Genomic DNA, 14,799 nt, shown 5'->3' with positions numbered 1-14,799 from the left:
GCTGATTGTGGAAAAAAGCACTAGCATAAGCTAGTGCTTTTTTTTGTGGTTAGTGATTAGTGGGAAGTGAGGAGTGGCGGTTTCCTATCCTCCCAGGGTAAGCGAATAATAAAAGGGGGGATTTACCCAGATTTTCTTTCATGAGATAATATACCATCATCCGATAGGTAATCTGAGAGCTTTTTCTAACGTCCGGCATTTTACATACACAGTTTGATTTTACGCTTACGTAAAAAAACAAGAACCACATATAAAATGGTTCTTGTTTTTTTCGGTATCACATTACTATATTCTTATTAATAGTTGTCGTTTTTCAATTCGAAGAAGGACTGGGGATGAGCGCATACGGGGCAAACTTTCGGTGCTTCATCAGCTTCGACGATGTATCCACAGTTACGGCAGACCCATGTTCTCTTTTCAGGTTTCTTGAAAGCGGTACCGTTTTCTACATTTGCCAGCAGTGCCAAATACCGTTCTTCGTGATGTTTTTCGATTTCTGCTACTTTTTCAAATAAATAGGCAATCGTATTGAAGCCTTCTTCACGAGCTTCTTTTGCAAACGTCGGATACATTTCGGTCCATTCATAATGTTCACCGGCAGCGGCGTCTTTTAATGCATTGATGTCATTTGGCAATTCGCCACCGTTGAGCAGTTTGAACCAGATTTTTGCATGTTCTTTTTCATTATTGGCTGTTTCTTCGAAGAATGCTTTGATTTGTTCGTAACCGGCTTTTTTAGCTACACTGGCATAGTAGGTGTATTTATTGCGTGCCTGAGATTCACCAGCAAATGCAGCCTGTAAATTTTTTTCAGTCTTTGATCCTTTTAATTCCATAACGTATAACCTCCTATATTCTTTATCAACTAAATCATTTCTCTTTCGATGGTTGTATTGTAACATCTTCCACTCATCCTGTCAACAAATAATCAATATTAAATAATAAAAATATGATACGCTTTAATGTGGACAGGGGATTTGTGCTGCCGGGAGAAGCATGATATCATATTCATAGAAAACAGGATAGGAGGTTCAACATGGAATTAGGATTGAAAGGAAAAGTAGTTGTCATTACGGGTGGTACGGCTGGCATCGGCGCGGCCTGCGCCATCGGCTTTTGCCGGGAGGGAGCAGCCGTTGCTGTCTGTGGCAGAACTCAGAAGAGAATCGAAGCGTTTAATCAGGAATGCCACGCGGCAGGTGTGACCGTATTTGCGGCTCAGGCTGATGCCGGTAATATAGAAGAGCTGCAGCGGTTTGCTGACGAGGTACTGGGCCAATATGGTCATATCGATATCTGGATAAATAATGCCGGCATCAATATTGGCAAAAAACTTATGGATATTACCTTATCAGACTGGGAAAAAATGGTGCGGGTCAATCTGACAGGTGTCCTCTTTGGGACACAGATTGCTGCCCGGGCTATGGGCGAAAAAGGCGGCGTTATTTTGAACGCTTCTTCCTACGCTTCGCTTGTCCCTTCTGTGGGAGGTACGATGTACGGTGCTACGAAAGCAGCCGTTACGAATATGACAAAGACGATGGCAGCTGAACTGGCTCCCCAGCATATCCGGGTCAATGCCTATGTACCTGGTGTGATTGATACTCCTATGAATGCGGACCGCATTGCTGCTGATATTACGGGATCACTCATCGATGCGATTGCCCTCCACCGGGTGGGTTCTCCCGAAGAAATGGCTAAGGTTCTTATTTTTCTGGCATCGGATGCAGCCAGTTATATTACCGGTACTACTATTGAGGTTAGCGGTGGCAAATACGCCGTACAAAATTCTAACGTCCTGTGGAAATAACCTGGACCGTGTAATAAATAAGGACCGCTGCCCGGATATGGGGCGGCGGTCCTTGTCTATTCTTATTATGCGATATGATATTTATGTTCCAGTCGTTCCAGCAGAGACAGATAAGGAGCAGCAAAATCCTGTCCTTCTTCTTTTTCCATATTATGAACTGCAGCATCAATCTTTTCTTTTATCTCTGCCGGCAGGCTGCGGTCTGCCATAGGGTATACGACCGTATTTTCTTTATCGACATGAGCCTGCAGGCGGTTTACATAGGCCATGGCTTCTGTCAGGATCTGGAGTTTATATAACGTATCAGGATGAGCCTGATAGTTTTTCAATGCGTCATCCAACGCACGGACATGGGCACGGATGAGATCATGCTCAACAAGCATGCCGTGATTAATGATGACGGAGGCGATTTTTTCCAGATGTTGTACCATTTCGGGAAATAAGACAAGTTCTTCCCGGCGGTGATGATGTCCGTCTGCATAGGTACGGATAAATTTCAGAATTTCTGTAAATTCATTGTAATCGATGGGGGAACCATCCAAAACAGCACAGCAGGCCTTTTCTATTACCTTCAGCATCCGCGAAATATTGGCATGCTGTTTTACCATAACTTCTGTACAATACATACGTATCCTGCCTTTCTCAGGCGGCTTTTTTCACGATATGGAATGAGCCGTCTTCTTTATGAAGAAATGAATAATCGGTGTGGGATAACAGGCCAGCTATCAGAGCCTGACGGAGCAGATAATACCATTGACCATGTCCCTGCCAGTAATCACTGTGGATGTCAGCAGACTGTATCCAGGTAATGACATCATCACTGCTGTGAGAGACGCGGTTAATCTGATCACACGGCATACCGTCGAGGAGCAGGTCATCGAGACGGTGGAAGGCTTCCGGCGCGGTAGCAGCTTGCAGGTTTTGGGCGGCACCAAAATCGCCAGCTGCTTGTTCCAGCACTTTCAGACGGGTTTCATCAGAGCCGGCAAGGTACAGGACGAGGCTGGCATACCGGGTTTCTGCATCCTGGATGCGTGTCTGCAGCCAGCCATGAATATTGGTTTCGTCAATGATTTCATCAAGCTGACGGCGGTCCGGGCAACTGAAACGGGTCAGATCTTCATCGTTCCAGCCTTTCTGTACGGCGCAGGAAATGAGAGCGTCTATAAGGGATTCCTGAAACTGTATTTTGTGATATAACCAGAAATGGACAGGTCCTAAAAATTTACTCATAATCTGCTTCCTCCTTTATGCACGATGTGCCTGAATGGTGGCGTTGACGGCGGCCGTTACGGTGCGGGCGTCGAGGCCATGTACATAGCAGGCATTTGCCAGGCTTTCCTGCTGGGATGACGGGCAGCCCAGGCAATGCATACCCTGTTCCAATAATGTGTCTACTACTTCGGGGTAGCTGCGCATAATGTCTCCCATGAGCATATCTTCTGTTACGGTCATTGTTTTTTCATTCATCATATATTCCTCCTGTTGAAAATATCTATGGATTTATGTGACTTATCTTTGTCTGTCTGTACTATAGCACGGATGTATCCTGTAAATCTGTTGTTATTACAACAGGAGGCAAAAGACTTTCCTAGACTTTGACTTCATAATGATATTTGACTAAAAACATAAAACAAGATTTTGTTTATCTACATCTGCTAAAAAGAGAGACAAGTGGGGGCTTTCCTGATATACTTTTGTATAATGAATGATAGATTGACAAAGAGGTGTGAAGCATGCAGATTTCTACAAAATTTACTATTGCGATACATGTATTGACAGCTGTCCGGTATTTTTCCGGCAATTATAAAGTAACTAGTGATTTTTTGGCAGGCAGTGTAGGAAATAACCCAGTTATTATCCGAAATATCATGTCCCAGCTCCGGGAGGCTGGCGTTATTGATATTAAGCGTGGTCCCGGCGGTATTACCCTGACGCGGCCTTTGACGGAAATTACATTTCTCGATGTTTACCAGGCCGTAGAAAAGAAGCCTGATGAAAGCCTGTTCCATTTTCATGAGCACCCCAATGATAAGTGTCCTGTTGGCAGAAATATTCATCAGAGTCTGGAAGGAATTCTGGATGATATACAGCAGAAGTTTGAAGAAGAATTGCAAAAACATACGTTGCAGGATGTATATGACCGGGCCGTACAGGCTATTAGCCATGAAGCCATGTAATGCTTAGTGGTACGGGCCGTCAGAGAAAGGCTTTTAGTTGACACTCTATATAAACCATGTCATAATTACATAGATATGCCTTTAAAGCTGTGTGATTGCGGATTGGCAATACGTTGTGACAGGAGGAATACCATGGCAGATGATCGTATTATTACAGCTCTGGATGTACATTCGCTGGAAGATATGAAACGTCTCGTAGAAACTTTAGGAGACCGCATTTCTTTCTACAAAGTCGGTATGGAGCTGTTTTATAGTGCCGGACCTGATACGGTACGCTATCTGAAAGAACAGGGGAAACATGTGTTTCTGGATTTAAAACTTCACGATATCCCTAATACCGTAGCCCAGAGCGTACGGGCCCTTACCCGTCTGGGAGTGGATCTGATGACTCTTCATGGAATGGGAGGCAGATCCATGATGGAAGCTGCGGCAGCAGCTGCACGGGAAGAATCGGCCCGCCTGCAAATTGCCCGGCCCCGTCTGCTGGCTGTAACCATCCTGACGAGTATAGATGAAACGGCATGGAGAGAAGTAGGAGGAGCCTGCAGCATTGCTGAAGAAGTCAAAAAGCTGGCGGCCCTGGCTAAAGAATCGGGTATTGATGGAACTGTTTCGTCTCCCTATGAAGCGCGGGAAATACGGGAAATGAATGGCCCGGATTTTCTGATTGTTACTCCGGGAATCCGTCCGTCCTTTGCTGTAGCAGATGACCAAAAACGCTTTACGACGCCATCTCAGGCATTGCATGATGGAGCATCTCACCTGGTCATCGGACGGCCTATTACGAAAGCGGCTGATCCGGCATGTGCTGCCGATAAAATTTTAGAAGAAATACAGGAGGTATGATTGGCAATGTTATCTGAAGAAGAAGTAAGACAATTATTAGTAGAAACGAAAGCTGTATTGGAAGGTCATTTCCTTTTGACATCCGGCCTGCACAGCCCCTTATATGTAGAAAAATTTAATGTCCTCCAGCATCCGGAATATACAGAAAAGCTTTGTAAGGAACTGGCAGAACGGTTTAAGGATCAGAATGTCCAGACCGTTATGGGGCCTATGACGGGCGGTATCCTGCTGGCTCATGAAGTCGGCAAGGCTCTGGGTACACGGGCTATCTTTACGGAAAGGGAAAAAGGCGTCATGACACTGCGCCGGGGATTCCATATTGAACCGGGCGAACGCGTTCTGATTGTAGAAGATATCGTGACTACTGGCGGAAGCGTTCAGGAAGTAGTCGATGTAGTCAAAAAAGCTGGTGGCGTCATTGTCGGAGTCGGCCTTCTCGTTGACCGCAGCGGCGGCAAAGCCGAATTCGGCGTACCTAAAGATAAGGTGCAGGCTCTCCTTCATCTGACGGTTCCAACATACAAACCGGAAGAATGCCCGCTTTGCAAACAGGGAATTCCCATGACGGAACGGGGCAGCCACCATCTGAAATAACTTGTAGGAGAGATTGTTACTATGGATATGTTATGGGCTATTTTGCCTTTCTTTAATGCAGGCTTGGTAGCAGCTGTATTTGCCCGTTTTACCGGTGTCAATATGAGTATGTGTACGCTTATGACGCTGTTGTACATGGGGGCAAAGCCGGTTGAAGCAGTGGTCGCCATGCTGCTTTTCAATGTGTTTACGTATTTCACGATTTATTCTCAGCAGCATCTGATGAAGTTAAAGGAATTTTATTTCTTCCCCGGTTTTAAACTGGCAATTCCTATTCTGGTCATGATAGCGCTGACGGCTCTGAATGCCTTTTTTGGTATTGTATTTTTTGTCGCCGTCTTTTTATTGGAAATCTTTGCAAAAGTATATTTTGCCATGGATAAAAAAGTGCGCCCCGCCCGGCAGCAGCTTGTCACATTATGTGCCATCGGATCAGTCTGTGTCGTGGCAGGCGTAGCATTGGTACAGTTCCTGCCTGCTGAATACTATTATATTTTTGCCGGCATCATGATACTGGCCTATGCGTTCCTTATGTGGCGCAGTGGCAACCGCAATCAGCTTACGGACATATGGGATAAGCTTCTTTATGGAAGTGCGTTCGTTACGGGGCTTACAGGCATCGATGCGTCGGACTGGTTTGCGGCCATGCGGCGAAATACACCGTCTGCCTTATCGCGGTGCTATCCCATCGTACTCAATACGGCTATGGTCATCGGACTGATTGTATCCTATTTCCTGTATCAGTACTTTTCTCTGGGGTCGCTGTTTACTTCTATTGGAGCGGCCATTGGCATCCGCCTTTTCGGACTCTACGAACACAGTACGCGTTCCCATTTTTCCTACCTGGCTCTGGGACTGACTGTACTTACTGTATTGATTTTTATGCTGGTCCAGCCTGTGCCGTCGGGATTCCCGGAAGTTCCTCTCGGTGTCGGTGATGATGCTTTTACATGGTAAATAATATTATAAAAAACTGGCTTTTCCGTTTAGAGGAAAGCCAGTTTTTTTATGCAGGCTGCCTGCGCTGAAGTGTGACAAGAAATACGGTAGCCAGGATGCAGGCGAATCCGATGAGTTCGGGAAGATAGAAAACGGTACCGAGAAAAACAGCCGATGCAATAGAGGAGGTTACCGGTTCCAGTGTTCCCAGCAGGGTGGCTTTGACAGGACCGATGTCACCGACGCCGCGCAAAAAGAGATTGTATGTCAGGACCGTACCGATGAGTACGACGGCGGCCAGAAGCAGATACCCTGTCATATCGAGGTCAGTGGGAATGGTCCAGGGGTGCAGGAAACAGCAGAAAACGACTCCGCCGATGAACATGCCCAGGGCGTTGACGGTAATACTGCCCCAGTGCCAGACCAGATCCTGTGCCAGAAATGAATAACAGACACTGGCGACGGCTGTAATCAGTCCCCACATAAGGGCCTTGGAAGACAATACCATCGTAGATGGGTCTCCGTTGGTAGCGATGAGGAAGACGCCGGCCAGAGCCAGAAAGACGGATAGTGTTTCGGCCCGTGTAGGCAGGCGGTGGCCGCGGAAACAGACGATGACAGCCATCATCACGACACATAACGTCTGCAGGACGGCGGCCGTACCGGCATTGGCATATTGGATGGTCGTATAAAATGCCGTCTGACTCATGAGCAGGCCAAAGATAGAATAACAGAGAAGCAGAATGACATTGCGGCGTATCTTCAGCATGTCTTTCATCGCTCTATAATGAGGAGCTGCCATGAGCATCAGAAACAGACCGGCGCCGATGAGGCGGACGCTGGAAATCCAGAACGAATCAATGGTGTAATGGTGGAGCAGATACTGGTCGGCCGTACCGGTCAGTCCCCAGATAACTGCACCACCGCCAGCACAGAGATAACCCCTCAGGTAATGGCGTTGTGGCACGATGGAATTCCTCCTGTAATGTATTTCCTTTATTGTAACATTTTTATGAGAGGAATACAGCCGGAAATTTTTACTTCCAACAGGCCTGAGGCACTTGACGGAAGTGGTACAATAGAAAGAGCATGGATGAATTATTTGCAGTCGTCTGGAGGCTGTTGTTTCAGGAGGATACATGAAAAAAAATACAAGTTACAAGGTACAAGTCAGTGCCGGAACGTTGATTCTGGCTATGCGGGATTATTTCCAGGCGCGCAGAGACGGGCGGACAGAAGAAATGGAAGCCCAGCTCCGGCTGGCCGAAGCCTGCGTCAATGATATGGAAGAAGAAGCCGGTCACATAGCCGAAGCCATAGCCGATGCGGATGAGTATATGGAGGAAGAAGATTTCTGGGATGAGTCGGAAAACATGTATGTCAATGTACCAAAATGGTATAATTAAAAATTTTTTTGTCAAAAATTTTCCTTGACTTTAAAAGGACATCTATATAAAATAATAAAGAAAGATTCAGGCGGCAGTCCTGTGAGGCTGCGCTGATTCTGTTGATTTCTATACGTACCTTTAATATAGTCCAGAGAGGCTAAAAAGGGACATATGTTACGTATGCCTTGATATGACCTTTGCCTTTCGGCGAAGGTCTTTTTTTACAAAGGAGGATTTCCATGGTCAGTATACAGGGCAAAAGCCTGTTGGGATTGCAGGGAGTACCCAAAGAAGAAATCGAGCTCGTGCTGCGCGTTGCCAGAAAAATGAAAGAAGTTGTCAATAGCGACAATAAAAAATTACACCTGTTACAGGGTAAATCTATTGTCAACATGTTCTGGGAACCGAGTACGCGTACACGGGGTTCTTTTGAAATGGCTGCCAAGTATCTCGATGCTGATGTCATCAACTTCACGCCGAGCGGCAGCTCTATCCAGAAAGGAGAAAGTTTCCGTGATACTCTTCTGACAGTAACGGCCATGGGAGTGGATGCCATCGTCATGAGACACAAACAGGAAGGGTCTCCTCTTTATGCCAGCAAATGTGTTTCTCCGGTCATCATCAATGGTGGCGATGGTACGCATGAACATCCGACACAGGCTCTTCTGGACCTGTTCACTATCCAGGAAGTCAAAGGTCATATTGACGGACTGAAAGTAGTCATTGTAGGAGATATCGACCATGGCCGCGTAGCCCGGTCCAATATTTATGGCCTCAAGACGATGGGTGCTGATGTACACCTTGTCGGTCCGCGTACGCTGTTGCAGCCCGAACTGGCGGCCATGGGTGTTACCGTTCATTATGATCTCGATGAAGCCCTGAAGGATGCCGATGTCGTCAATGTACTGCGGATTCAGCGCGAACGTCAGGGTGTCGGCTTCTTCCCGGGACCTGGCGAATATAATACATTTTTCGGAGTCAACCAGAAACGGCTGAAGAACGCAAAAAAAGATGTACTTATTATGCATCCCGGTCCAATGAACCGCGGCATTGAAATTGATACAGATACATGCTACTGGACACAATCCTCCATTCAGGAACAGGTAAAAAATGGTGTTTCAGTCCGTATGGCTGTCTTATATCTGACTATCATGGGAGGCGATGACGTTGACATTACTCGTTAAAGGCGGCAGAGTGGTTAATCCGGCCGTAAATCAGGATGAAGTATGCGATATTCTCATTGAAAATGGTAAAATCAAAACTATAGGTAAAAATCTTCCTGCCGATGGGGCGGAAGTATACGATGCGTCCGGTCTCGTCGTAGCTCCAGGATTTATCGATATGCATGTCCATTTGCGCCAGCCGGGTCAGAGTGCCAAGGAAACGGTTGTAACAGGTACCCAGGCTGCAGCCGCCGGTGGCATTACCCGCGTCGCTACCATGCCTAATACCAACCCGGTCATCGATAAAGCGATTCTGGTAGAAGGAATGAAATATAAGGCCGAACATGAAGGCGTCGTCAAAGTTGAAGTCATTGGTGCCATTTCCAAAGGACTGGAAGGTAAAGAATTATCTGCTATGGGCGGGATGGCAAAAGCCGGTGTCGTTGCTTTTTCTGATGATGGCCGTTTCGTGGAAGATAGTGATTTCATGCGGAAGGCTATGGAATATGCCAGCATGTTCCACAAAATCGTCATCGATCATTGTGAAGAAACATCTCTCGTATCCGGCGGCCAGATGCATGAAGGCATCGTTTCGGCAGAACTGGGACTTAAAGGCAGACCGGCTGCGGCAGAAGACATCGCCGTTGCCCGTGACATCATTCTTTCGGAAATTACAGATACGCCTGTCCATATTGCTCATATCAGTACAAAACATGCCGTCGACATGGTACGCCGTGCCAAAGCTAAGGGACTTAAGATTACAGCCGAAGCGACACCACAGCATATGATTCTGACCGATGAAGCACTGCGTACGTATGATCCGCGGTTCAAAGTCAATCCGCCACTGCGTTCGGAAGAACACCGGGCTGCTGTCGTAGAAGGATTGAAAGATGGCACGATTGATGCCATCGTGACCGACCATGCCCCGCATACGTGGGACGAAAAAGATCAGGAATTCAGCCTGGCCCCGAGTGGTTTTGTCGGACTGGAAACGAGTGTAGGTGCTGTCCTGACTCATTTGTATCATACAGGAACGGTTGATCTCATGACGATTGTCCGCGCCATGTCTACCGCACCGGCCGGATTGCTGGGCCTCGATGCGGGCGTCATTGTTGAAGGAAAAGACGCAGACCTTACTATTATTGACCTCGACAAAGAATGGACGGTCGATGCCTCTTCGTTCTATTCTAAAGGCAAATCGTCACCTTTTGATGAAATGATTTTTACAGGTAAAGCCGTGGCTACTGTTGTAGATGGTGAATTCGTTATGAAGGACGGGGTGGTCTTAAAATGAAAGGATGCCTCATTTTAGCAAATGGACAGAAATTTTATGGACAGATGCTGATGGATACGCCGGCCGTAGGGGAAGTCGTTTTCAATACGGGCATGACCGGTTATCAGGAAACCTTTACGGATCCTTCCTATGCTGGCCAGATTATTACCATGACATATCCGCTTATCGGCAATTATGGTCTATTCCATGAAATCGAACAGGCAGATCGTCCCTATGCGGCAGGCTTCATTGTCAGTGAATTGTGCGATATGCCCAGCAACTGGCAGAATGAAGGTAATCTTTCTACATTTATCATGACGCATCACATTCCCTGCTTGTATGGCGTCGATACGCGTGCCATCACACGGGCTATCCGCAGCCAGGGGGTAATGAAAGGTGTCATCGTACCGGAAACGATGGCAGAAGAAGATATTAAAGACCTCATGGCACAGCCTCTGGAAAAGATGCTGGTAAGGAAAGTGACGCCAGGCAGTGTGCGGCAGGTGGGACAGGGCCGTTATCACGTCGCTGTCATGGATTTTGGTGCCAAAGCGAATATCCTGAAAGACCTGATCCGCAATGACTGCCGGCTTACGGTTTTCCCGGCATATACGAAAGCCGAAGACGTGCTGGCCGTCCAGCCTGATGGTATTTTCCTTTCCAATGGTCCGGGCGACCCGCAGGACCTGCCGGAAATTATTGAAGAAGTCAAAAAACTGATAGGCAAAAAGCCGATGTTCGGCATCTGCCTGGGACATCAGCTTCTGGGTCTTTCCGTCGGAGCTAAAAGCCGCAAGCTGACGTTCGGTCACCGCGGTGCCAATCATCCCGTCAAGGATGTCCGTACCGGCCGGGTCTACATTACGTCCCAGAATCACGGGTACGTCATCGATGAAAACACATTGCCAGACGATGCTATCGTAACGCATATCAATCTCCACGATAAGACGCTCGAAGGATTTGCCTATCCTAAATATAATTTCTTCTGCGTTCAGTATCATCCGGAAGCATCACCGGGACCGACAGACAATCTGTATCTTTTTGAACAATTTGTCAAACTGATGGAGGGGAAATAAATGATCGAAGGATTGAAGAAAGTACTCGTTATCGGCTCTGGCCCGATTATTATCGGTCAGGCTGCTGAATTTGACTATGCCGGTACCCAGGCCTGCCGGGCCCTGAAAGAAGAAGGACTGGAAGTCGTCCTGATCAATAGCAACCCGGCGACGATTATGACCGATGAAGACATTGCCGACCGGGTCTATGTAGAACCTATTTCCCTGGATTATGTGACAGAAGTCATCGAAAAGGAACGTCCTGATGGACTTCTGGCGACTTTAGGCGGCCAGGTCGGACTGAATATGGCAGTCGAACTGGCTAATGCCGGCGTACTGGAAAAATACCATGTGCAGCTCCTGGGCACGCGCCTTTCGGCTATTGAAGAAGCGGAAGACCGCGAACTCTTCAAAAAGGCCATGAAAGATATCAACCAGCCCGTACCGGAAAGTGATATTTTTGAAGACGTTCCGTCGGCTATGGCGTTTGCTGAAAAAATCGGCTATCCGATCATTGTACGACCTGCTTTCACACTGGGAGGAACTGGCGGCGGCATTGCCTACAATGATGATGAGTTGTTTATGATAGCGACGCGGGGGATTAAACTCAGCCCTATCAACCAGATTCTCGTCGAACGGTCCGTAGCCGGGTGGAAAGAAATCGAATACGAAGTTATGCGCGATAAAGCAGATAACTGCATCATCGTCTGCAATATGGAAAATATTGATCCGGTCGGCATCCACACTGGCGATTCTATCGTCGTGGCTCCGAGCCAGACCCTGAATGATCTGCAGTATCAGATGCTGCGTACGGCTTCTCTGGCCATTATCCGCCGCCTTAAGATCGAAGGTGGCTGCAATGTACAGTATGCTCTGGATCCCAACAGCAACCAGTACTATGTCATCGAAGTCAATCCCCGTGTCAGCCGTTCATCGGCACTGGCTTCCAAAGCGACGGGGTATCCCATTGCCAAAGTTGCGGCAAAAGTGGCTACAGGACTGACTCTGGACCAGATAACCAACGCCGTTACGGGAAAGACGACGGCCTGCTTCGAACCGACGCTGGATTACTGTGTCGTCAAATTCCCACGCTGGCCATTTGAAAAATTTGCTCTGGCTGACCGCACGCTGGGAACGCAGATGAAAGCTACAGGGGAAGTCATGGCGCTGGACCGCTGCTTTGAAGGAGCACTGCTCAAGGCTGTCCGTTCCCTGGAAATCGGCGTTAATTATCTGAGCCTGAAGAAACTGGAATCCAAATCACTCATCGATATTGCAGAATTGTTGAAAAACCAGGATGATGAACGTATCTTTGTCGTCGCTCAGGCACTGCGTCTGGGAATCGGCTTTGATAAAATCCATTATATTACCGGATACGATATGTGGTTCCTGAAAAAAATCAAAAATATCGTCGATCTGGAAGATAACCTACGCCGCAATAATCTGACGGAAGATAATATCCGCCTGGCTAAACGCTATAGCATGCCGGATGCGGTCATTGCCCAGCTTACCAGCAAAACGGAAGAACAGGTCCGTGCGTTCCGGGAAAAACTGGATATCCGTCCGACATTCAAGATGGTAGATACGTGTGCCGCTGAATTTGAAGCTGCAACACCGTATTATTATTCTTGTTACGCAACGGAAGATGAAGTCAGACCGCTGGGAGATAAGAGCGTCATTGTTCTCGGGTCGGGCCCTATCCGTATCGGACAGGGGATTGAATTCGATTATTGCTCTGTCCATTCAGCCTGGGCCCTGCGCAAAGCCGGGATGAACAGTATCATTATCAACAACAATCCGGAAACAGTCAGTACCGATTTCGATACGTCGGACAGCCTGTATTTTGAACCGCTTACCGTAGAAGATGTCATGGCTGTCGTCGAAAAAGAAAAGCCTGTCGGCGTCATCTGCCAGTTTGGTGGTCAGACGGCGATTAATCTGGCAGCTCCACTGGCTAAACGGGGCGTAACCGTCCTTGGAACCTCTGTCGATGGCATGGACCGGGCAGAAGACAGAGAACGGTTCGATGAACTTCTGGCCAAGCTCAACATACCCCGCCCGGACGGCCGGATCGCGACGAGTGACACGGAAGCGATGCAGGTATCAAAAGAATTGGAATTTCCTCTCATCGTCCGCCCATCGTATGTCTTGGGAGGCCGGGCTATGGAAATCGTCTATACAGAAAAGGAATTGGAACGTTATCTGCGGGAAGCCGTCATCGCCTCTCCGGATCATCCTATCCTGATTGATGAATATATGGTCGGCCGGGAAGTAGAAGTAGATGCGATTTCTGATGGCAAAGATGTCTTCATTCCAGGCATCATGGAACAGGTGGAACGGGCTGGCGTCCATTCCGGCGACTCTATTGCCGTATATCCGCCACAGCATCTGGATAAGGCCATGATTGACCAGATCGTCGATTATACAACGCGCATTACCCTGGAACTACAGGTAAAAGGTGCCGTCAATATCCAGTTTGTCGTATCGAAGGGCAAGTTGTATATCATTGAAGTCAATCCCCGCTCCAGCCGTACTGTACCATTCCTGAGTAAAGTAACGCATGTGCCTATGGTCGAACTGGCCACCCGCATAGCCCTGGGCGAAACGTTGAAGGAAATGGGATATGAAGGTGGACTCATGCCGGCAAAACCACATGTTGCGGCTAAAGCTCCTGTGTTCTCTTTCAGTAAGATCGGCCTGGCAGAAATTGCTCTCGGACCGGAAATGAAGTCGACTGGGGAAGTCATGGGTATAGGAAAGACCTATTCTGAAGCACTATACAAGGCTGTAAATGGCGCTAAGATGAAAATTCCTGCTGGTGGTACCATTCTGGTTACGGTAGCTGACCGAGATAAGGCAGAAGCACTGCAGCTGGCCCGCGGCTTCCAGGAATTGGGCTATCACATCATAGCCACTGCCGGTACGGGCAAATATTTCAATGAACAGGGATTCCCCGTCGATGTGGTCCGGAAGATCCATGAAGGCGGTACCAATATTGCTACGCTGATCCGCAATGGCAAAATTGATTTAGTCGTCAATACGCTGACCTTTGGCAAACATCCGGAACGGGACGGATTTAATCTGCGCCGTATGGCGGTCGAACTGGCAATTCCCTGCCTGACTTCGCTCGATACGGCCCGCGAAGTCCTGCGCGTCTTTGCCAATAAAGGCAAAGGACAGGGATATCATCATGTAGCCGCTTTGCAGGATTACGATCAAGAATAAGCAAGATACTATAGACAGCTCTTTGCAGGCAGTATGCCATGCAGAGAGCTGTTTTTTTCTTGCGTAGGATAAGCGTGTCGTGCCGGGGAGTTTCCTTGTGTATTATCAGGTAGTTTTTTTATAAATTAATTAAAATATTTCTTGCATTTTATTGGATATCATGATATACTTATCAAGTCGTCAGAACTAAGAACTGCTAATGAGTGGTTTGAAATGATTGAAAAAAGTACTTGACAGGATGAACATTCTCTTGTATAATCAATTACGTTCTGTTGAACAAGCCGACGTAGCTCAATTGGTAGAGCAACTGACTTGTAATCAGTAGG

Annotated in this window: 15 protein-coding genes; 10 read left to right on the top strand and 5 right to left on the bottom strand. The window is 47.5% G+C overall.

Annotated features, from left to right (window positions below; genetic code table 11):
- Positions 1-296 precede the first annotated feature (296 nt).
- Complete coding sequence (gene rbr, locus B4H10_RS01795; RefSeq protein ID WP_059076391.1) at positions 297-836, bottom strand: rubrerythrin; 540 nt, start codon at positions 834-836, stop codon at positions 297-299.
- 200 nt (positions 837-1,036) lie between these two features.
- Here rbr and B4H10_RS01790 point away from each other — a divergent pair, with 200 nt between their 5' ends.
- The gene (locus B4H10_RS01790; protein ID WP_059076392.1) at positions 1,037-1,810 is read left to right on the top strand and encodes an SDR family NAD(P)-dependent oxidoreductase; all 774 of its coding nucleotides are present in this window, start codon (positions 1,037-1,039) and stop codon (positions 1,808-1,810) included.
- A 65-nt stretch (positions 1,811-1,875) separates the two neighbouring features.
- Here the strand turns inward: B4H10_RS01790 and B4H10_RS01785 are convergent, their stop codons facing one another.
- From B4H10_RS01785 to B4H10_RS01775, 3 genes are read right to left on the bottom strand one after another with little or no spacing between them, the layout of a single operon-like run.
- Positions 1,876-2,436: a hemerythrin domain-containing protein gene (locus B4H10_RS01785; protein ID WP_292018052.1), complete on the bottom strand. Its 561-nt coding sequence runs from the start codon at positions 2,434-2,436 to the stop codon at positions 1,876-1,878.
- A gap of 16 nt (positions 2,437-2,452) precedes the next feature.
- Positions 2,453-3,043, bottom strand: coding sequence for a hypothetical protein (locus B4H10_RS01780; RefSeq protein ID WP_113855082.1), 591 nt, complete (start codon positions 3,041-3,043; stop codon positions 2,453-2,455).
- 15 nt (positions 3,044-3,058) lie between these two features.
- Entirely contained in the window at positions 3,059-3,283 is a 225-nt protein-coding gene (locus B4H10_RS01775) for a DUF1858 domain-containing protein (protein ID WP_200817499.1), read from the bottom strand.
- Positions 3,284-3,546: 263 nt separating this feature from the next.
- Between B4H10_RS01775 and B4H10_RS01770 the strand changes: the two genes are divergently transcribed.
- The 4 genes from B4H10_RS01770 (at position 3,547) to B4H10_RS01755 (ending at position 6,387) form a co-directional block, all read left to right on the top strand.
- The gene (locus B4H10_RS01770) at positions 3,547-3,990 is read left to right on the top strand and encodes an Rrf2 family transcriptional regulator (protein WP_059076395.1); all 444 of its coding nucleotides are present in this window, start codon (positions 3,547-3,549) and stop codon (positions 3,988-3,990) included.
- Positions 3,991-4,122: 132 nt separating this feature from the next.
- The gene (gene pyrF / locus B4H10_RS01765; protein WP_059076396.1) at positions 4,123-4,836 is read left to right on the top strand and encodes an orotidine-5'-phosphate decarboxylase; all 714 of its coding nucleotides are present in this window, start codon (positions 4,123-4,125) and stop codon (positions 4,834-4,836) included.
- A gap of 6 nt (positions 4,837-4,842) precedes the next feature.
- Positions 4,843-5,430 (top strand): orotate phosphoribosyltransferase, encoded by a 588-nt coding sequence (gene pyrE, locus B4H10_RS01760; RefSeq protein ID WP_059076397.1) that lies wholly within the window; start codon positions 4,843-4,845, stop codon positions 5,428-5,430.
- Between the two features lie 21 nt (positions 5,431-5,451).
- Positions 5,452-6,387, top strand: a complete 936-nt coding sequence (locus B4H10_RS01755; RefSeq protein ID WP_059076398.1) for a hypothetical protein — start codon at positions 5,452-5,454, stop codon at positions 6,385-6,387.
- 49 nt (positions 6,388-6,436) lie between these two features.
- Here the strand turns inward: B4H10_RS01755 and B4H10_RS01750 are convergent, their stop codons facing one another.
- Positions 6,437-7,336, bottom strand: a complete 900-nt coding sequence (locus tag B4H10_RS01750) for a DMT family transporter (protein ID WP_292018051.1) — start codon at positions 7,334-7,336, stop codon at positions 6,437-6,439.
- Positions 7,337-7,508: 172 nt separating this feature from the next.
- Between B4H10_RS01750 and B4H10_RS01745 the strand changes: the two genes are divergently transcribed.
- From B4H10_RS01745 to carB, 5 genes are all read left to right on the top strand, one after another.
- The gene (locus B4H10_RS01745) at positions 7,509-7,775 is read left to right on the top strand and encodes a hypothetical protein (RefSeq protein ID WP_059076400.1); all 267 of its coding nucleotides are present in this window, start codon (positions 7,509-7,511) and stop codon (positions 7,773-7,775) included.
- A 221-nt stretch (positions 7,776-7,996) separates the two neighbouring features.
- Positions 7,997-8,941, top strand: a complete 945-nt coding sequence (locus B4H10_RS01740; protein WP_059076401.1) for an aspartate carbamoyltransferase catalytic subunit — start codon at positions 7,997-7,999, stop codon at positions 8,939-8,941.
- On the top strand, positions 8,925-10,214 hold the full coding sequence (locus B4H10_RS01735; RefSeq protein WP_059076402.1) for a dihydroorotase: 1,290 nt from the start codon (positions 8,925-8,927) through the stop codon (positions 10,212-10,214). The genes B4H10_RS01740 and B4H10_RS01735 overlap by 17 nt, the downstream gene beginning before the upstream one ends.
- Complete coding sequence (locus B4H10_RS01730) at positions 10,211-11,269, top strand: carbamoyl phosphate synthase small subunit (protein ID WP_059076403.1); 1,059 nt, start codon at positions 10,211-10,213, stop codon at positions 11,267-11,269. Before B4H10_RS01735 ends, B4H10_RS01730 begins: the two co-directional genes overlap by 4 nt.
- A complete protein-coding gene (gene carB, locus B4H10_RS01725) occupies positions 11,270-14,473 on the top strand; it encodes a carbamoyl-phosphate synthase large subunit (RefSeq protein ID WP_292016843.1) in 3,204 nt (1,067 codons plus the stop codon). It begins immediately after the preceding gene.
- The last annotated feature ends 326 nt before the right edge of the window (positions 14,474-14,799 follow it).

Origin of the sequence: Megasphaera sp. UBA4382 (assembly GCF_002391155.1) — a bacterium.
GTDB lineage: Bacteria > Bacillota > Negativicutes > Veillonellales > Megasphaeraceae > Megasphaera > Megasphaera hexanoica.
Note: the sequence above shows the minus strand (reverse complement) of the source record. Positions and strands in the feature narration are given on the sequence as shown.

Bases quoted from the DNA above. Each gene is read 5' to 3' on its own strand.
- B4H10_RS01770 (WP_059076395.1), top strand. From the start codon at position 3,547: ATGCAGATTTCTACAAAATTTACTATTGCGATACATGTATTGACAGCT.
- pyrF (WP_059076396.1), top strand. From the start codon at position 4,123: ATGGCAGATGATCGTATTATTACAGCTCTGGATGTACATTCGCTGGAA.
- pyrE (WP_059076397.1), top strand. From the start codon at position 4,843: ATGTTATCTGAAGAAGAAGTAAGACAATTATTAGTAGAAACGAAAGCT.
- rbr (WP_059076391.1), bottom strand. From the start codon at position 836: ATGGAATTAAAAGGATCAAAGACTGAAAAAAATTTACAGGCTGCATTT.
- B4H10_RS01780 (WP_113855082.1), bottom strand. From the start codon at position 3,043: ATGAGTAAATTTTTAGGACCTGTCCATTTCTGGTTATATCACAAAATA.
- B4H10_RS01790 (WP_059076392.1), top strand. From the start codon at position 1,037: ATGGAATTAGGATTGAAAGGAAAAGTAGTTGTCATTACGGGTGGTACG.
- B4H10_RS01730 (WP_059076403.1), top strand. From the start codon at position 10,211: ATGAAAGGATGCCTCATTTTAGCAAATGGACAGAAATTTTATGGACAG.
- B4H10_RS01740 (WP_059076401.1), top strand. From the start codon at position 7,997: ATGGTCAGTATACAGGGCAAAAGCCTGTTGGGATTGCAGGGAGTACCC.
- B4H10_RS01755 (WP_059076398.1), top strand. From the start codon at position 5,452: ATGGATATGTTATGGGCTATTTTGCCTTTCTTTAATGCAGGCTTGGTA.
- B4H10_RS01745 (WP_059076400.1), top strand. From the start codon at position 7,509: ATGAAAAAAAATACAAGTTACAAGGTACAAGTCAGTGCCGGAACGTTG.
- B4H10_RS01785 (WP_292018052.1), bottom strand. From the start codon at position 2,436: ATGTATTGTACAGAAGTTATGGTAAAACAGCATGCCAATATTTCGCGG.
- carB (WP_292016843.1), top strand. From the start codon at position 11,270: ATGATCGAAGGATTGAAGAAAGTACTCGTTATCGGCTCTGGCCCGATT.
- B4H10_RS01775 (WP_200817499.1), bottom strand. From the start codon at position 3,283: ATGATGAATGAAAAAACAATGACCGTAACAGAAGATATGCTCATGGGA.